The 18,336-nt window shown below is 65.0% G+C and carries 15 protein-coding genes; 7 read left to right on the top strand and 8 right to left on the bottom strand.

Annotation, left to right across the window (positions count from 1 at the left end; genetic code table 11):
- Positions 1–1,532 precede the first annotated feature (1,532 nt).
- Complete coding sequence (locus tag J2X36_RS19535; protein ID WP_310352875.1) at positions 1,533–2,405, top strand: outer membrane beta-barrel protein; 873 nt, start codon at positions 1,533–1,535, stop codon at positions 2,403–2,405.
- Between the two features lie 733 nt (positions 2,406–3,138).
- The gene (locus tag J2X36_RS19540) at positions 3,139–4,152 is read left to right on the top strand and encodes a transporter (RefSeq protein ID WP_310352973.1); all 1,014 of its coding nucleotides are present in this window, start codon (positions 3,139–3,141) and stop codon (positions 4,150–4,152) included.
- Positions 4,153–4,426: 274 nt separating this feature from the next.
- On the opposite strand, the gene J2X36_RS19545 is transcribed toward J2X36_RS19540, so the two are convergent.
- Complete coding sequence (locus J2X36_RS19545; protein ID WP_310352877.1) at positions 4,427–4,822, bottom strand: hypothetical protein; 396 nt, start codon at positions 4,820–4,822, stop codon at positions 4,427–4,429.
- Between the two features lie 340 nt (positions 4,823–5,162).
- On the opposite strand from J2X36_RS19545, the gene J2X36_RS19550 reads away from it, so the two are divergent.
- A complete protein-coding gene (locus tag J2X36_RS19550; RefSeq protein WP_310352879.1) occupies positions 5,163–6,026 on the top strand; it encodes a serine protease in 864 nt (287 codons plus the stop codon).
- A 510-nt stretch (positions 6,027–6,536) separates the two neighbouring features.
- Here the strand turns inward: J2X36_RS19550 and J2X36_RS19555 are convergent.
- The 5 genes from J2X36_RS19555 to J2X36_RS19575 form a co-directional block, all read right to left on the bottom strand.
- A complete protein-coding gene (locus J2X36_RS19555) occupies positions 6,537–7,421 on the bottom strand; it encodes an LssY C-terminal domain-containing protein (RefSeq protein WP_310352881.1) in 885 nt (294 codons plus the stop codon).
- Positions 7,422–7,499: 78 nt separating this feature from the next.
- Complete coding sequence (locus tag J2X36_RS19560; protein ID WP_310352883.1) at positions 7,500–7,676, bottom strand: hypothetical protein; 177 nt, start codon at positions 7,674–7,676, stop codon at positions 7,500–7,502.
- A gap of 24 nt (positions 7,677–7,700) precedes the next feature.
- Positions 7,701–9,335, bottom strand: a complete 1,635-nt coding sequence (locus J2X36_RS19565; RefSeq protein ID WP_405029826.1) for an arylsulfatase — start codon at positions 9,333–9,335, stop codon at positions 7,701–7,703.
- 68 nt (positions 9,336–9,403) lie between these two features.
- Positions 9,404–10,384, bottom strand: coding sequence for a formylglycine-generating enzyme family protein (locus J2X36_RS19570; RefSeq protein ID WP_310352888.1), 981 nt, complete (start codon positions 10,382–10,384; stop codon positions 9,404–9,406).
- Positions 10,385–10,818: 434 nt separating this feature from the next.
- Positions 10,819–12,150, bottom strand: coding sequence for an AmpG family muropeptide MFS transporter (locus tag J2X36_RS19575; RefSeq protein WP_310352891.1), 1,332 nt, complete (start codon positions 12,148–12,150; stop codon positions 10,819–10,821).
- A 264-nt stretch (positions 12,151–12,414) separates the two neighbouring features.
- Between J2X36_RS19575 and J2X36_RS19580 the strand changes: the two genes are divergently transcribed.
- From J2X36_RS19580 to J2X36_RS19590, 3 genes are all read left to right on the top strand, one after another.
- Positions 12,415–13,704, top strand: coding sequence for a phosphatase domain-containing protein (locus J2X36_RS19580; RefSeq protein ID WP_310352893.1), 1,290 nt, complete (start codon positions 12,415–12,417; stop codon positions 13,702–13,704).
- An 8-nt stretch (positions 13,705–13,712) separates the two neighbouring features.
- On the top strand, positions 13,713–14,807 hold the full coding sequence (locus J2X36_RS19585; RefSeq protein ID WP_405029821.1) for an ion channel: 1,095 nt from the start codon (positions 13,713–13,715) through the stop codon (positions 14,805–14,807).
- A gap of 63 nt (positions 14,808–14,870) precedes the next feature.
- On the top strand, positions 14,871–15,500 hold the full coding sequence (locus J2X36_RS19590; RefSeq protein ID WP_405029822.1) for a 2,3-bisphosphoglycerate-dependent phosphoglycerate mutase: 630 nt from the start codon (positions 14,871–14,873) through the stop codon (positions 15,498–15,500).
- Between the two features lie 485 nt (positions 15,501–15,985).
- Here J2X36_RS19590 and J2X36_RS19595 read toward each other — a convergent pair whose 3' ends face one another.
- Positions 15,986–16,300: a PilZ domain-containing protein gene (locus tag J2X36_RS19595; RefSeq protein ID WP_132256344.1), complete on the bottom strand. Its 315-nt coding sequence runs from the start codon at positions 16,298–16,300 to the stop codon at positions 15,986–15,988.
- 310 nt (positions 16,301–16,610) lie between these two features.
- Positions 16,611–16,790 carry a hypothetical protein gene (locus tag J2X36_RS19600; RefSeq protein WP_310352898.1) on the bottom strand — a complete coding sequence of 60 codons (180 nt, stop codon included), beginning with the start codon at positions 16,788–16,790 and terminating at the stop codon, positions 16,611–16,613.
- 192 nt (positions 16,791–16,982) lie between these two features.
- On the opposite strand from J2X36_RS19600, the gene J2X36_RS19605 reads away from it, so the two are divergent.
- Positions 16,983–17,219: a hypothetical protein gene (locus J2X36_RS19605; protein ID WP_132256339.1), complete on the top strand. Its 237-nt coding sequence runs from the start codon at positions 16,983–16,985 to the stop codon at positions 17,217–17,219.
- The last annotated feature ends 1,117 nt before the right edge of the window (positions 17,220–18,336 follow it).

An 18,336-nucleotide genomic window follows, 5' to 3' on the forward strand; every position in this document is an offset into this window, starting at 1 on the left:
CGGGTCCGCCGCGGCATGGTTGCCGATGACCGGCGCGTCCTGGACCATGCTCTGAGCCCGGGCGGAGGGCAGGCCCGAGCCGACGAGGGGCAGCGTGGCGGCGCCCGCGGCGAAGGTCCGTCTGGTGACATCCATGGCCGTCTCCTGAGAATCCCGCACCGGCCGGCGCCTCCCGGAAAAATCACCATCCCTCTATGACGCGCGCCCGATGTAGCCCCTCGTCGCTCCAGGTGCGATCGGGCCGGCTTCGCGAGCCGTCAGCACGACGAGGGCATACTTCGAGAGCCACATCGGATCGCGGCGCATGGCAGCATACCGTGTCTGAGCAAGGCAGCTTGACCGAATGGGACCGCGGCCCGGCTTCGGCCTGGCAGCGCACCGTATGTCTGACGTTCGAAAAAGGCTCGCCCTATCAGGCAGTTCCACGCGTCGATCTACCGTATCCCGCATACGCCGAACGGTCTTCTGAACGGCGAAAGCGCTGACGTTTCATGCGCCTTTGGAACATCAATCACAAAGCCTGCCTGAGGATGCCACAGGCCGGACCAGGACGTCTGCCGAGCCTAAGGTGCTGCCCCAAAAGCCGCAGCACGCTGTCGGCCGGGGCTGTGTGGAAAATCGGTGATCTGGTCGGATCCGGCATTCAGGCCAGGGCTGCCGATGGCCAGCGATATCGAGGCGCCGACCGCAGCGATGAGGCGGCGCGAGCCGCACAGGATGAGTGGTGGGTCGCCCAGCGGCAGGGGGCCATGAGCAGCATCTGCCAAGGCTGTTGATCTGCGCAGAGGCGTCGCTCAGAGAACAGGGTCGGCGGGCTGGTTCGGCCTGCGGACGCTGGCCGTGCCGCCCAACTGGCCACCGCGGCTACAATTTCAGGTAAATTTCCAACATCCTGAAGTCCGGTCCGTCCAAAGCGGTACCATCCGAAAGATGAGAGCGCGCGAGTGATCGTGCCGCGACATCCGGTTAGGTTTTCGGCTTGTGAAATGGAGGCATACGTCCGGTTTCAGACCGGTCCTTCTACTGCCACGCCTCCGCCTGATTTCGACATCACGAAGTTCGAGGGTGAGCATCATGCCTTCCCGATCGTTCTCGCCCAAATTGCCGGCCGGAGATCTCCCCCAGCTATGTCTCCGGCCGGTGTACCTTGCTGATGCCTGAAGCATTTCGGCGCCTTCTCGATGCATGAAAGGCGAACGACTCTCCTTCGCGCAACACTCACGTAACATGAACTCAGCCGCCAGACTTGCCGATCGGCGCCGTGGCGTGCAAACTTCGTTCTCAAGCTTTCCCGACTGGTCCTCTGGATTGCTGAAAGCAAACTTGCCCTGCGAGCTCTGCGGCTCGCAGGGTTTTTCCATGATGTGGACTTGCGAGCCGGCCGTTACCATTTCGCAACACGGAAGCGGGTGTGCCTATACTTAAGTGGTGGTACGCGTTTTACCAAAGCCTGCCCATTGCGCGGCGGCACTAGGCAGGCAGGGCGCGCCTCGAAAGGCTGACCGGACTTCCAACCAGGAAGCGAGGACCACATGATCAGAAAATTGCTTTTCACCAGCGCGGCCACGGCAGCCCTGATGGGTGCCGCCGCCGCCGCCGACCTCCCCCGCCGCGAAGCTCCCCCGCCGGTGTTCACGCCGGTCCCGGTCTTCACCTGGACGGGCTTCTACGCCGGTTTCAACGCGGGTTACGCCTTCGACGCCAGCTCGCGCAGAAATGGCCCCTTCATCGTGAACCTGCCCGCCGGCAGCCCGCTGGTCGTCGGGCCGCTTGCCCCGTCGCAGGTCGTGTTCGGCGGCCGCAACTCCCTCGATGGATTCAGCGGCGGTGGCCAGATCGGCTACAATTACCAGTTTACGCCGGGCTCGGGCGCGGTGGTCGGCATCGAGGCTGACGCGCAATACGTCGACTTCGGCCGCAACCGCAACCGCTTCGCGCTGACCCCCGGCTTCGCACCGGCTCCCAACATCGCGTTTGTCAACCCGGTCGGCTTGGCCAGCCTCGACTTCTTCGGCACGGTGCGCGGCCGCCTCGGCTATGCCTGGGATCGCACCCTGATCTACGGCACCGGCGGCTTCGCCTACGGCTCGGGCAGCGACGAACTCCGCTTCGGCGGCTTCCGCGGCAACGACGACTTCCGCACCGGCTGGACCGCCGGCGGCGGCGTCGAGTACGCGCTGTCGGCCGATAGCTGGCTGAACTTCTTCCGCGCGTCGGCCGTGACGTTCCGGGTGGAGGGTCTGTACGTGAACCTGGAGCGCAACAACCGCAATAACGGCGTGTTCGCGTTCAACACCGCGACCGGTGCCACCGCTGTCCTGGCGCCCGGCGTCATCGCGCGCAACAACCCGCTCGAGTTTGCGGTGGTGCGGGCCGGCGTGAACTACAAGTTCGGCACGTACTAATCTCGACAACGACACTGAAGTTTGGCCGAGCGTCCCCGGCATCCGATCATCTGGCCGCTTCGTCAAACGGCGCCTCGGGAGAGATCCCGGGGCGCTTGTTTGTGGCCGGGAAATCCGAGATCCGCAGGACGGCTCAGCCCGCAGCGGTCTTCTTGACCGGTCTGATGGGGCTGCCCGAGCGGAATGATCCGGCCCCTGCCCAATGGGGCCGGTGGATTCCGCCGCGTCCCACGCCCGCGGGGTTTCCTTGCCCACAGCGGGAGCCGCATCCTCCACGGCGAGGCCCCTCTCTGCATGCAAGCTCCCCGCAGGAGGGAGGCTGCAGATTTAGAGAGCCGCTGGATTCACCGGGGCGGTGCGGCCGCATCAGGCATCACCGTCAATCTGGCAAGCGCCTGCATGCGGGCGACCTCGGTGGCGTAGGGCCTCGCCTGGCGCGGCTGCGCGCCTGATGGAGGGCATGCCCGAAAGGAAAGCGACCGATCGTGTGCGCCTGGGCAGGACGTGTCGGCCCGCAGCGGCTCCAACCACTCGTTCAAGGGTGCTCACGGAGTCCGCGCGAGGTTAAACTGTCATTAGACTGCTCCCATCAAAAGATGCCGCGCAGTTAAAATCGTGTTGGTCTGATGCAAAATTGATAATCGGTGTGCGTTATCGTACGACTTTAACCCTTGATAATCGGCGATGTTTGCGCAAGCTAAGCCGTATCGCATTGGTTTCTGGAGGCATGGCAATGCCTGGGACTTGGCGGAACCTTAGCGTCGGAATCGCTTGCGCCGCAGGAATACTTGTAACATCGGATGCACGGGCGGCCGAGGGGGCCCAGGGCGTCTACGTGCTGGGCAATCGCGGCCCGCTCGCGGGCGTGACGCCGCCGCCAGGCTTCTACTTCGAGAATGAAACCTACTACTATTCGGGCAACCTCGGGGGTGGACGCACCTTCCAGAGCGGCGGTGTCGTCGCGGCGAACGTCAAGCTCGACCTCAGCGCGAACTTCATCACGCCGATCTGGGTCACCCCGGTCGAGATCTTCGGCGGCAATCTCGGCTTCTCCCTGACCATCCCGTTCGGCACGCCCAACGTGAGCGCTGCGACCGTCCTGTTCTCGCCGCGCATCGATCGCATCATCGCCGGGCGCGAGCATGACGCCGTCTTCAACGTCGGCGACATCTATCTCGCCTCGTTCGTCGGCTGGCATTCCGGCAATTTCCACTGGAGCGGCACACTCCTCGGTGTCGTGCCGTCCGGCTCCTACGAGACCGGCCAGCTGTCCAACATCTCGCTGAACCGCCCGGCGCTCGATCTCAGCGGCGCGCTCACCTACCTCGATCCCGCCCTGGGCTATGAGCTCTCGGTGGCCCCCGGCATCACCTTCAACTGGATCAACCCGGCGACCCAGTACCTCACCGGCACCGAGTTCCATCTGGAATGGTCGGCCTCGAAGTATCTGAGCAAGGAGTTGTCGATCGGTCTCGTCGGCTACTACTACAACCAGCTCACCGGCGACAGCGGCCCCGGTGACCGGATCGGTCCGTTCAAGGGACGGGTTACCTCGCTCGGCGGTCAGGTCGGCTACACCTTCAAGCTGGGCGAGATCCCGGTCTCCACCAACGTCCGTTTCTTCCGCGAATTCGACGTCAGGAACCGGTTCACGGGCACGGCCGCCTACCTGACGATTTCGGCGCCACTCTGGGTCGCACCGCCGAAGCCAGCCGCCGAACCGAAGGTGGTCGTGGCGAAGAGCTGAGACGAGAGCCGTCCGTCATCCCTCTCTGTTGGCTGCGATGTGTCAGCACATGGGACACGGCAATACACAGCTGGACTTCCCGAACCTGAAGCACAGAAGCAGCGGCAGAGGGCACGCGGACCTGAAGCGCGGCGCTCGGTATAGGGCTGGTCCGGCCTCTGTGCGACGGCTGAACCGGCCGATTACTGGCAGGGCCGCGACGTTCAGGAGAGGCGTGGCGCAGGCAAAGTCAGGATGCGCCAGTCTCTCCTCTTCTTCCGGATTGGCGCGCCCATCATGGACGGATGACGCGCACGATTCTGCGGGAGCCCAGGTCAAGGACGACGGCCTTGTCGTCCGGGGAGATGAAGTAGCCGTAGTAGCCAACGGGATTCAGCCCAGGGACGGCGACGTTCTGGAACGAGCCGATCTGGACCCAGTCCGGCACCGAGCTTCCGACGCCGACCCTGCGCCCGCGCCCATTGGCTTCGGTGTAGCGAGGTCCGGATTCGAACAAGGTCTGGACAGTGGCAGGTTGGTTGCCGGACATGAGGATACCCTCATCGGCAAGGTGCGGATTGACGCGGATCGCCAGCGGCTGTGCCACTGCCGCGGAATACGCCAGCACGACCGCCGTCGTGAGGCCGATGCCGACGATCCAACATGTCTTATGCAGTGCGGAGGATGACATTGTCGTCTCCCATGATTTAATCTTGCAGGCAGAGATATGCCTGCAGAGTAGCCGTTATGGCTGTTCTCAATACAATTGCTTGATCAGTCGGGACAGGTTGTCTCAACAAATCCAGGCGACAGCTCCGAAAAGGTCAGACAAGTCTGCCCGGAGCGGATAGCCGACCTCGGAATGGTGCCGCAGAGGAAGTGTTAGAATGGCCCAGGTTTCCTCGTGCGAGGCGCCCGGCCGCAGCGCCCCTGCACCAGGAACAACCGGCCTTCTCCCAGGGTTGAAACCGTACTCCTGGATCTGTGCTCGTCTGCGTCGTCCCGATGTTCCGCAGCTCCAGCAGCGGAATATGGGGAAATACATGGTCCCGCCATGGCAGGTCCGAGGGAAACTGTGCGCCATCGGCTTGGCGCTGGTCACGCTCTTCGTCAGCCTCGCCTCGATGGCCACTCGTGCCGAAGCCCAGGAGCAGACTGGATCCTGCATCGATTCTTCGCTTTCCGCTCGAGCCGTCGTCAGCGTCGCGCGATACTTCAACGAGCCTCTGCGTGAGGGTAACGGTGAAGTCGTCGGAGAGCAGGCGACCGCATGGTTCTACACCTCGCCCCGGCTGCTGGTGACCGCCGCCCATTTCGCGAACGATTTCCCTGACGGGGCATGGCAGGACGTTGAGTTGCGGCAGGCCGCCCGCGAGGGGCAGGTGGAGATCGCGACGCGGGTCCGGCTACGTGTGGCTGTCAAGGGCAGGATCTCCGAAGGGCCTCGGCGCGGACCAGGACCCACCGGCTTGGCGGACGACGTGGCCATCATGGAACTGCAAGATCCCTTCCCGAATGCGACCGTGCTCGACGTCCAATCGACGGCCCCCACCCCAGATGCATCCGTCATGGTCGTAGGCTACCCGGACGGACGGATGCAGGTTGCGCGCGGCATCGTTCGGCGCGTCAGCGACGCGGTGGGCCGGTACGCTGGCTTGGCTCTTGTCGAAGTTCAGGGAGCCAACCGCCTCCTTCTCAACGCAGGCGCCTCCGGGGCGCCAGTGCTCGACTGCGCGAAGGGCGCGGTCGTCGCGGTGCTCAATGGTCTCCTGACAAGCCCCTCTCTACCGTTCCTTCCGCCCCAATACGCGGTTGTCCCAACCCCGTGGGGCAGCCCGACCAACACGGCCGTCCCAGCCTCGGCATTGGCCGCCATCCGGACCTGCATTCCATAGGACGTCCCTGGCCTAGGGGCTTGGCCACTCTCAGGAACAGGCGCACCCAACACCCCAAACGCCGCCGCGCCGCGCATGAGGGTCGGGCCCTCGGCAGACCCATTGGCCGACCCACGGCGCGCCCCGCCGCGCAGGTCACGCCTGGGCCAGCGCTGGGGACATGGCGCTTCGGCGGCCGCAGGAACGCCGAGCTACGGGGCTGGCCGGCTCATTGGGCCTCGCGGGCGGCACGCGGCATCGGCCTTGCCGCGGCCCTCGACCCGCTCTCCGGCACTTGATCGTGCACGCACCACGTGAGCGACTTACGCCGACCGGCTACCGCCCAAAAGCACCGATGCACCGATGGCCAGCACTGGGTCGAGGACAGCAAACGTCACCAGCAGGTGAGGGAACGCTCCGGAAGCGGCCAGGGGCAGGAGAACAGCCGGAGCGAGAACCAATCGGTCGACGACGGACGCGGCAACAATCGGCCGCGCTCCCTCCGCGGGCGAATTTTCCCCCTGGAAGGATTCAGTCGAATCTCATGGGAATGTCGCTCAAGGCCGAGCCGTCTAGACGAAGCGGAGGGCCAGCCCACGGGCTCAGTTCCGCGACAGCCACCAATCCGTCGCTGACGTAGCGGTTCACGGTGCCGATCGACAGTCGCTCGCCAGGGAAATGATAGCGCACCGGTGCGATCACTCCGTGCTCCGTCAGCTCTCGGATGAGGAACTCACGCTCCGCGTTGGTGTCCGCGTCTGTCGCGTGGGTGATTTGGAAGCTGAGGCGCGTCAGGGAGATGCCGACATCTTTGGTCGCGGCACCAATCCACAGGACACGCTCCGCGCCCGCTGGCCGGCTCGACGCGAGCCAGAAGGCTGCGGTGTCGAGGGTGATCTCCGCGCGCTCAACCGGGAGGCCCCAGAAGCGAACGTGGTGGCGCTTGCGCGGGCTGTCGTCGATCGACCTCTGGAAGCCGACGTCCTGCCCCCGGTTGAACAGGTAGAGTGTGCTGAAGGGGGCATCCGGATAGGGACGGTTCAGGACGAAGGCACGCGCCATCTTCCACGCGCTGCCTACGCCGAGCGGATCAGCCTGGGTCCAACCGATTTGGAGGAAAGCGCGGCGCAACTCGTCGAAGGAGCCGATCAGGGCCAGGTTGACGGGATCGCCGGGCAGGCCATCGCCGGTAAGCGTGTAGGACGGGACTTGGCCCCGGTTGAGGATGTACGCGCCGAGCCTGATCGCGCGCGGCAGGATCAGGTAGGCAGCGGCGGCGTAGGTGGATGCCAGCGCCAGGACGAGCGGAAGGCGCCGATCGGCGACATCATAGAACAGCACCAAGATCAGCCAGACTGTCACCAGTCCCAGAACCGCAATCAGCAGGCGCTGACCCAGCAGCTTCAGACGTTGCACGGGGCAGCTCCTCCGAACGCCAACCTCCGCCTGTGTTTAACTGGCTTGTTTCAGTCCGCCGCCCGTCCGGATCCTGCATCAGGGGCGGTGAACGCCGGCAAATGCTAACGCAGGAATGCTTTTCATCTCGTCGGCGTAGCGTTCAGCTGCCAGGAAGTCGCGGCTCTGGCGGATCTCCGCACGACGTGAATGGCCGAGACGCAGCTTCCTGGAGGTTCGCAAGCGGTCGCGGAGGACGTCGGCGGCTTGGCGCACGTCCTCCGCTGCCACATCTGAGCGTTACTTCGCTATCGCCGTCCTGGCGGCCTGGATCTTTGCCTTGACTGCCTCAAGGTTGAAACTCGCGCCCTTCTGCATCGGTGGGAACTCGACGGCGGTCATGGCGAGCTTCTCCACCTCCTGCTGGACGAAGACGTAGCGCCAGAACTCGTACAGGAACCAGCTCATGTAGTTCTGCGCCCCGGCCTTGGTCCCCTCGTCCGGCCAGCCCGTGCGCTCGAAGGGATCGAGCCGCAGGTTGGTTATGTAGGGTATGTCGGGCTTGGACTTGTCTCCCACCCATCCGCGGGGCTGGTCGATGAAGCGGTACTTGTAATCGCCGATCCGGACGGCTCCCAACTCGCTCTCACCGAAATACCAGATTTCGTTGCGCTTCGACGGGCCCTTGCCCGTGATCATGTCCAGCTGATTGTAGCCGTCCAGGTGCACCTTGTAGGTCCGGTCGCCGATCTGCTTGCCCTTCTTCAGCTCCTCGGTGATATCCGGGTTGCCCGCTGCTGCGACGAGCGTCGCAAACCAGTCGAGACCGGAGATGACGCCGTTCTCGACCGTACCGGCTGGAACCTTGCCAGGCCAGCGGATCATGGCCGGCGCGCGGAAGCCACCTTCCATGACCGTGCCCTTGGACTGTGCGAAGGGTGTCTGCCCGCCGTCCGGCCAGGTGAACACCTCCGTGCCGTTGTCCGTCGTGAAGACCACGATGGTGTTGTTGTCGATTCCTAAGTCCGTCAGCTTCTTCATCACCGCGCCGACGACGTCGTCGAGCTGGGCCATGCCGGCTTCCTGGATGCTCCAGCCATTCTGGGAGTTGCGCATGCCCTGGTACTTCGGTGACAGGTGCGTGGTGACGTGCATGCGGGTCGGGTTGAGCCAGACGAAGAACGGCTTGCCGTCGGCCTTGGCCTTGTCGATGAAGGCGAGCGCCAGGTCGCGGATCTCCTCGTCCACAGTCTCCATCCGCTTCGGGTAAAGCGTCCCGGCATCCTCAATGCGCTGCTTGCCGATTCTGCCCCAGCGCGGGTCTTCGGCGGGATCGTCGACGCTGGTCGCCCACGAATGAACCATGTTGCGTGGGCCGACCCTGTTCACCAGCTCCTGCGGATAGGCGGGATGAGCCGGGTCCTCCATCGCGTCGAGGTGATAGAGATAGCCGAAGAACTCGTCGAAGCCGTGCACCGTCGGCAGGAACTCGTTCTTGTCGCCGAGGTGGTTCTTGCCGAATTGGCCGGTGGCGTAGCCCATGCCCTTCAGCGCAGTGGCAATGGTCACGGCCTCTGCCGGAATGCCGATGGCGGCGCCAGCCTGACCGACCGTGGTCATGCCGGTGCGGATCGGCAGCTCGCCGGTGATGAAGGCCGCGCGCCCCGCCGTGCAGCTCGCCTCCGCGTAGTAGTCGGTGAACAGCATGCCCTCGCTGGCGATCCGGTCCAGATTGGGCGTCCGTCCTGCCATCATGCCGCGGTGATAGGCGCCGATGTTCCAGATGCCGATGTCGTCGCCCATGATGACGAGGATGTTCGGTTTCTGCCCGGCCGCCGGTTGCTGTTGGGATTGTGACTGGGCCTGTGCGGGCGTGGTCGGGGCGTTCGAGACCAGCGCGGCAGCTGCGAGGGCCGACGTCCCGGTGAGAAGCATGTTACGGCGGCTCAGCCCGCCATCTGCTTGCAGGTTCGCTGAATTCTCTTCGCAGGCACGGTCATGATTCATGATCGCCTCCTCTCACGCGCGATGCACCGGAAGCCGATGTGACTGGTGGAGCTGTCGACCGGCTGCGGGTGGCGCGCGGCCGGGCGGTAGCGGCGGCAGTAATTCGGAGCGCAGAGATGTGAGCCGCCCTTCAGGACGCGGCGGGGAATGCGAATCGCGGGCAGGCAGGGGTCGTAGCTGCCTGACTCGCCCCCGCCCCGAGGATTCTCCGGAACGCAGCAGGCCTTGGACGAATTCGCCGAGTGCTGCGGGGCGAAAAAGTCGGCTGTCCATTCCCAAACGTTGCCGATCATGTCGTGCAGGCCGTAGCCGTTCGGCGGGAAGGCCGTGACCGGCGAGGTCCGCTCGTAGCCGTCCTCGGCGCGGTTCTCGTGCGGGAAGGCGCCCTGCCAGGTGTTGGCCATGTGCCGCCCGCCTGGCATGAACGTCTCGCCCCAGGCGAACTCGGCCCCGTCGAGGCCGCCGCGCGCGGCATACTCCCACTCTGCCTCCGTTGGCAGTTCCTTGCCGGCCCAAGCCGCATAGGCCTCCGCATCGGCGTAGGCGATGTGCACCACCGGATGCTCGTCGAGCCCGGCGATGGAGGAGCCTGGGCCGGAGGGACGCCGCCAGTGGGCGCCGAACTTGAAGCGCCACCACGAGCTCCAGTCGCGCAGGTCAACCATGCCTTTTGGCGGCCTGAACACCAGAGAGCCAGGCTGCAGCATGTGCGGCAGCGCGCCCGGATAGTCCTTCGGGTTGGGCTGCCGCTCGGCCAGAGTGACGTAGCCGGTATCACGCACGAAGGCCCGGAACTGCGCGTTTGTGACGGGCGTTCGGTCGATCCAGAAGCCGTCGACGCACACGCGATGGACCGGCGCCTCCTCCGGGTAGTGCCGATCCGAACCCATTCGGAAGGTCCCGCCGGGCACGAAGACCATGCCCGGAGACGGATCGGACAACATGGCGCGCCAGCTGAGGACAGGAGCGCTCGGCATCGCGCGCTCCTTACGCGGGCCAGGCAGGATGCGCTCCTTACGCGGGCCAATGAGGATGCCCGCTGGAGGCTTGCAGCGCGCAGCAGCGTATCAAGTCTGCGCAAGGCAGCTTGACCGAATGGGACCGCGGGCCGGTTTCGGCCCGGAAGCGCACGGTTTCGATTGGGCTCGCTCGGATGGACCGTCCGATGAGCCTGCGCGCCCCGTTCCGCACAGGTCGGCCGACATACCAGGACGCCGGATACGCTTTGCTTTAGACCCTCCCGAAGCCCCCGCTTGCGACGACCAGTCCAAGGACGGCACAGGCCGATGCGGGACGTCTGTTTAGCCCGGCGGCCCGCCCGAAAGCCGCCGTTCAGATTTCGGCCAAAATGGTTGGCTGTTGAGGCGGTCCTTGGCCTTCACCCAGTCCTGTGGCGATCCCAAGTCGCCGATCAATGCGCAGCGACAGGCCGCGCCGCAGTCTCATCGGAGATGCCGACTTTGGCCCAGACATAGAACGCGAGCAGCGCCACCGGCAGCCCGAGCAGGGACGTCCCGACGAAGAACCAGGTGAAGCCCGTCCGCTCGATCACGAAACCCGAAAAGCCTGCCAAGACGCTCCCCGGGAAGGCGCAGAGCGACGTCATCAGTCCGAACTGGCTCGCCGCATGCTCGGGCGAGGAGAGCGTCGACATGTACGTGATCAGCACCACTGACGCGAAGGCGTAGGCGAAGCCGTCGATGCCGACGGTGACTGCGAAGGTCCAGAAGGCCGTCCCACCGTCGCCTCCGTGGGCTGCAAGGTAGGCGAGGCTGAGATGAGAGGCCGAGCCGGCAACCGTGCCGATCAGGAGGCTCGGCAGCATGCCGATCCGCGGGATGAGGGCACCCGCGAGAAAAGTGCCGCCGAGCGCGATCCAGAAGCCGAAGAGCTTGGTGACGGTCGCGATATCGGTGTTCGAGAAGCCCTGGTGCTTGAACAGCGGCACCGCCATCGCGCTCGCGACGTAGCCCGGCATCCGGAAGCCGGCAATGAGCAGCAGGATGACCGGTGCCGCGGGGCCGAGCCGGGTCAGAAGCTCACGGATCGGTGCCCACACGGTCTCGACGAGTCCGGCTCGGGCAAGGTGAGAGGGGAGCAGGTCTGAAGGTGGCTCGGGGGCGAGTACGGCCGCAAGCATGCCCGGCAGCATCAGGCCGCCCATGCAGAGATAGGCGCCGCGCCAGCCGATCCGGTCAGCCAGGAACAGGGCGCCGGCTCCAGCCGCGAGGTTGCCGACGCGCCAGCCGATCTCGGTCCAAGACGACAGGACCGCCTGCTTCTCGGGAGGCCGGACGCTGGTGATGCGCCATCCGTCGATGACCAAGTCCAGCGTGGCTCCGGCAAACCCCAGGGCCAGCGAGAACACGATCGTCCACGCGAGCTGATGCGCGGGATCGCCGAACGCGATTCCGGCGAGAGCTGCCATGACGCCGAGCTGCGCGACGATGATCCAGGCCCGCCGGCGGCCGAGGAGGCGCCCGAGTACGGGCGGATCGTACCGGTCCAAGAACGGTGCCCACAGGAACTTGAACTTGTAGGCGAGGGTCAGTTCGCTCAGGAGCCCTATCGTCGCGATCGAGATCCCGATGTCGGACAGCCAGGCCGACTGAGTGGCGTAGACGAGGAGGAAGGGGATGCCGGACGTGAAACCGAGGCCGAGGGCCGGTGCGATCCGCCGATCCGTGAACAGCGCCGACCAGAAGGGTGTCGGTTCTGGTCGCGCCACAGCCGTTGATGTCATGCGCGGTTTTCTCCGCTCCCGCCGGCGCACGACGGACCAGGGTAGGCGCAAGCCCATGAACCAGGTTGCGTGTGCGGTCGTTCCCGAGTGCACGGACTCGTTAGGACAGCCGCGGTCGGCAATGGCGTCGCCTCCATACTCACACCGCCGGCATCGGCTGCCACGTTTCTCAGGGTGTGGCTCAGACTGCGGTATGTCCGCCGACCGGCGTATGCGGTGCCTGATCCAAACGGGACCAATGGCTTCATTTTGGATGCTGACCACATGACTGATGATAGCCAGTCGGGGTCGCACTGGCGAAAGGCAGTCGTTCAACTCCTGGCGCTCGCGGCACGACCCGTACGCAGGGCGCAAGGACGGAGCGGAACTGCCATAGAAGCCTATCGAGGATATGGCACGAGCGAGGAGATTTTCCTCATTGGACGGGTGTTCCGGCAGTCGCACTCCGACCGGACGGAACGCGAAGACGATGTGCGTGCCAGCCTGCGCAACATCGCGCACCGCATCCGCCGTCGCAAAGTCACCGGAGCTCTCGTGACTGCTCGCATTGGCGGCACGCAGACTCGCGTAACGACTGACCGCGACGGCTATTTCCGTCTTCACCTGCGCCCGCACGATGTGCCATCCAGCAACTCCGCTTGGCACTCAGTCGACCTGACGCTCGATGCCGACCCGCCGGTACGCGCACAGGCACAGGTCTACATCCCGCCGACCCGCTGCCGCTTTGTCGTCATCAGCGACATCGACGACACGATCATGCACACGGGGGTTGCCAACAAGCTCAAGATGCTCTGGCGCCTGTTTGTGGCCGACGCAGAGAGCCGTGTTGCGTTCCCCGGTGCGGCCGCACTGTGTCGAGCGCTCCATGCCGGCGTGACCGGCGATGAAGCCAATCCCATGCTCTACGTGTCTCGCGCCCCATGGGGCATCTACGACATGCTCGAGGAGTTCTTCCGGCAGCACGCGATCCCGGTCGGACCAGTGCTGTTCTTACGGGAGTGGGGCCTGTCCTGGCGGCACCCGCTGCCGCGAAGAGCGGAGGATCACAAGCGCGAGCTCATCAGCCACATGCTGGCGCTCTACCGGGACCTGCCTTTCGTGCTGATCGGCGACAGCGGCCAACACGACCCGGAGGTGTACGCTCAGGTCGTGGCGGACCATCCAGGCCGCGTGCTCGCCGTCTATATCCGCAACGTTTCACGAGACGCGCGTCGCGTTGCCGAAATCGAGCGCCTCGCCGCTACGGTTGCTGCGGCCGGTAGCAGCCTTGTTTTAGCCGCCGACAGCGCCGCTATGGCCAAGCATGCCGCCGGTCTCGGCCTGATCGCGCCCGAAGGTGGTCAAGCGGTCTCAGCCGAGCGGGCGGCTGCCAGCACTGCCGAGATGGTGGCCAAGACCCAGCAGATCGTTGGACCAACGGCCGCAGCAACCTCGCAGAAGGTGGCCGACGGGGAACTGAAGAGCGTCCTTGAGGAAGGATCGGACACGCCGCTGAATGTCGTCGTTGAGCCGGCCAACCGGGGCGGGTTGAGCACACCCTCGGATGCGAACTGAGCGTTAGCATGGGGCGCCCGACGCGATCTCGAACCCGTCCCCTTCGGTTCCGGCGCAGCGTCGTGCGGGATCTGCGCAACCGGATCCGGTTCGCCCTCGTCGGGCTGCTGATCCTGGTCGGATTGCACGTCGTCTCGATGGTCGCCTTCGAGCATCTGGGGCTCGGTGAGGCGATTTGGCTGACCTTCACCACCATCACGACGACGGGCTACGGCGACTACTCCGCCAAGACGACGGCGGGTCGCGCCTCCACCATCGTGCTGATCTACCTGAGCGGCATCTTCCTGCTGACGCAGGCGGCCAGCGCCTTCTTCGAGTTCAGGATCCTGCGCCGCGAGCGCAAGCGCCGTGGCGAGTGGAGATGGGACATGCGTGACCACATCGTCTTTGTGAATGCGCCGGCAGACGAGCCGGGCGACTACCTGCGCCGCCTCCTCGACCAGCTTCACCGCTCGCACGCCCATTTCGCCGCCGTACCCTCCCTGATCCTGACCGAAGCCTTCCCCGACGGTCTTCCACCGGACCTCGAGGACGATCCGCTCATCGTCCAGCTCAAGGGTCGGTTCGACGATCCGGCCGCTCTGGAAGCGGCAGGGGTCGACCAGGCTCAGGTGCTCGTCATTCTCGCCGAGAACGAAGGAGACCGCCTGTCAGACAGCCGCACGTTCGACATCATCCATCGTTTGCGCGAGCGGGGCATCACGGCGCGCATCATCGCGGAGTGCGTGGACGACTTGAACCGCGAGCGTCTCAAGCGCGCTGGCGCGTCGGCGATCGTCAGGCCGCTGCGGGGCTACCCCGAGATGATCGTCCGCGCGATCGTCGCGCCGGGAACGGAGTGGATCATCGAGCGCCTGTTCTCCAGCGAGGGTGACGAGTGCCTCCGGTTTGATGTCGCGGTTGATGGTCTGACGTGGTCGAGCGTGGTCACGGCCGTGCTCGAGGCGAATTACGGCACGCCAGTCGGCTACGCGGACGGGCAGGGCCAACTCCACAGCAACCCCCCACCCCAGGCGCCGATCGCCGCAACAGCGCTGTTCATCCTCGTCGACGAGACCCAGAAGCCGACGAACGGCGCACTCCAAAGGCTTCTCAAGGGGTAGCGAGGCGCGCTTCTGCGGGCGGGGTGTTGTATGCCAAGCCCGTCTGACGACGGGGCCCTCACGTTGACCGAACGAACCCTTGTGCTCGTGCGCCACGGGCAAAGCACTGATAACGAGCGCAACCTGTTCTCCGGGTTGCGAAATCCGGATCTGACCGACCGAGGCGTAGCCGAAGCCGTGCAGGCTGGCCGCCAGTTGAAAGGCCTTGGCTTCGTCTTCGATCTCGCTTTCACCAGCGAGCTGATCCGCGCACAGCGCACCCTGACCTTCATGCTGGCAGAACTCGGGCAAACCTCTCTGAACGTTGAGAAAACCGAAGCACTGAACGAGCGCGATTACGGCGAGTTGGCTGGCTTGAACAAGCAGGAAGCGCGCGATCGGTGGAGTTCGCAGCAGGTCCAGCTATGGCGGAAATCCTATGACGCTGTTCCCCCGGGCGGCGAGAGCCTAGTTATGACCGCGGAACGACTTGTGCCGTACTATGTGCGGGAGATTGAGCCGCAGGTGCGAGCGGGCAAGCGGACGCTCGTGGTGGCTCACGGCAATTCGCTGCGGGCTCTTGTCATGCACTTGGATGGCCTGAGTGCTCAGGAGGTGGTGGATGTGCACCTCGCGACGAGCCAGAAGCTCGTGTACCGCTTCGATGAGCATGGCGCGGTGACCAAAAAGCAGTCGATCTTGGTTGATATTTGACAGAATTGATGCCGCGCCTCCCTAGCCAGGACGAGCTTCCGGCGCGAGACGCTACCGTCCAAGTGCTCTCGGCATCCGCTTGGAGGCGGAGGTTGCAAGCCTGGGACAGCAAGGCACCATCCGGCGTGCAGGCATCGTGACGAGCGCAGGCTTGATCGGGAAGCCGCTCGGCAAGGACTCGTTAACCATAAGCCCGTAGCGAGGCTCCACGGGCTGCCGGTTCCGTCTCAACACCGGGGCAGTCTCAATCCCAAGGCGATCCAGGCGCAGCCGCGCGTGGGTCGCCTTTTGTCGTCTGGTGCGGCTTCAGTCGGGCCGAACGACGAAGCGCCGTGCCTCGCCTGCAGGGAAGCCAAGAGGCGCTGCGGTGATGTTACGGATCAGTCCTCGTCATCAGGATCACCCGTCCCGTCTCGCCGATCGCGTCGCATGTCGCGGCGCATCTCCTCGCGCTCGACATCGCGCTCACCGCGCAGCCGCAGAACCTACTCGCCCGCCTCCTTCAGGACGCCATCCGCAGCCAGGAGCGAGACGCCAGCGAAGTCGCCCCGCTGCCACGCGCGTCGAACCCGACACGTCAGGTCGCGACCGGCGACCATGAGGTCGAAATATTCGGGCAGGCGAAAGCGACGCGCCACGCTGAGCTTGGCCCCGCTGACCGAGATGTCCCGGATCACGCATGGGATCTGCTCGCCATCCTCCAGCACGATGGTGGCCAGTCGCATCGTGATGTGACGCTTGCCGGTGAGCCTCTTCTCCGCAGTCGCGGGCGTGCTCGGGCTCTCGTTCGTGTCGGGCATCGGAAGGCTGAGACGGAGCGGTGGGCGCGGTTTGCGGCAAATGATCTGAGCCGGCGCCTTCTACCGGAGGAGGGTTGCGAGCGGGTGAAGCCATCCGCGTGCGCGGTTCCCCGGATCCTAACCGGGTGGGGAAGTGTCGAGGGTTCACGGTCCTCCCCAGCTACGCGCGCCAAGCCTTCCGTCGGGCCTGCCGGCCGATCCGAATCCGAGCTTCGGCCGACGGATCGACCGAACCACGAGGTCGGACCGCCCAGCACCAGCCGGGCGGCCTTCCTCCTGCTTGTCGCGCTACCGAGGACGTGAGGTTCGGCTAGGCTGCCGCACTGTCGTCAGCATCGAGGATCGTCTCCAAGTCCCCTGTGAGCGCTTCCAATTGCTCCGCGGTGCCGACGATCTTGAACTTGGTGCCGTCCTCGGCTTCGACGGCGATCTCGACGTGATCGCCCACCTTCGCGGCCAGAGCCTGTGCGAGCTTGTAGGTCGTTGCCATGAGATCTCCTGTGTGAGGTTGCGGGCAACGTCACAGGCGCGACTTGGTCCCCGCGACAGAAGCTCTCACGTCTGCGTCGCTCCTGCAGACAACCCGGCGGCATGATTTCGCCCGAGAGACTGTGACCGGCATCACGGAAGCTTCCCGGCGAACAGCGCATGGCGTGCGTGCTCAACCACACGGAGCACGCCCATGAGAGTCCAGCAGCTTGTCAGCGCCTTCAGCCTCACTGTGGTGGCGTTCGTCGCCCTCCTGGCTGCCTCGCTCGTGGGGCAGGCCTATCTCCCCGCCGACGCGGTAGCCGAACACGTTCAGGCCGCGAGCCCGGTTCAATCCGCCTCGCCCATCCGCACTCGCCGCCTTCGCGCGGCACTGATGACATGCCGGTCGGATCTGCAGGCGGCGAGGGTGTCCGTTCGCGACAAGTGATCTGATACAGACTGACCGCCACAGAGGATGGGGGATCTGGCGGGGAGCGAAACGCCCGGTTTGGTCTCCCCGTGGCAGCTGGCGCGTAGATGCAAAGGCTCGCACAGCGGGCCTTGCTCGACCAGCGAACGTGCCGAGCCGAGGAACCAAAAAATAACACAGATTAATCCACACCTACCTGGCTTAAGCTGCCGGCTAAGCACTAAAGGGTTCAGCGACGGAGGGACGGGCGATGTTCAGCCACGACCAACAGGTGCGCTACACGTTTCTGGTCTATGATCCGCCTGCAGCTGGCCTACCGTGGCTCTCGGTCTGCATCGACCCGGATGGGACGGTCCGGGGGGCAGAGACCTTCGACACCCTGGCTGATGCGCAGGCGCGGACCGCAGAGTGCGCGGAACTCTTTGTCAGGATGAGCCAACCAGGCGCAGAGCCCCACTTCCAGCGGACTACCCGTTTGCACTGAGGGTCTGGATTCGAGAGCCGAGACAGGACCGCGCTGATGCGATCAGGCACTGTCCACTTTCCCGACCATCTCTCCCACAAGCGTCCTTCCGCTTCCGGCCACTATCGGTCGCTCAAGCCCGTCCGCGAGCTATTCGCCTCAGCTCGCCCGGTTCGCCGCGGCGGGCTTCTTCACGCAACCCACCTGACGCCGCCGGCACAAGGGAGGCGGACGTCACGGCAAACCTAGCTAGCGTACAGCGGGTCGCCGGTTATGTGTTGCTCCGTGGTGTGGCAGCCTCCGGTACCGGCGGTTACGAGCTTGAGGCACCGGCACCACCTGACGGTCTGTGATAGCGGAGCCGTCATGAGCCGCGACGACGCGGCGAGCCTGCTCGATGGTCATGCCGCACACCGTCATCCCTTGAAGAGTGCCCAGGGCGCGGTTGTATTCAGGAAGATTGGGGCATCCGGCAAAGCCAAACGCCCAGGCTGTGGTAGGTGCTGCAAGCGAGGTCACCAGCGCGAGTACGGCAGGACCGCTCTTGAACGACATAGCCGATGCTCCTTGCGGTTGACGCTGGCGCACCCACTGAGAACATTCTACAGCGAAGCGGACGTCAGCAAAAAGCAAGTACAAGATCCGGCAGAGGTTGCGCTGAGGCATGAACCT

Origin of the sequence: Methylobacterium sp. BE186 (assembly GCF_031457035.1) — a bacterium.
Taxonomy (GTDB): Bacteria; Pseudomonadota; Alphaproteobacteria; order Rhizobiales; family Beijerinckiaceae; genus Methylobacterium; species Methylobacterium segetis.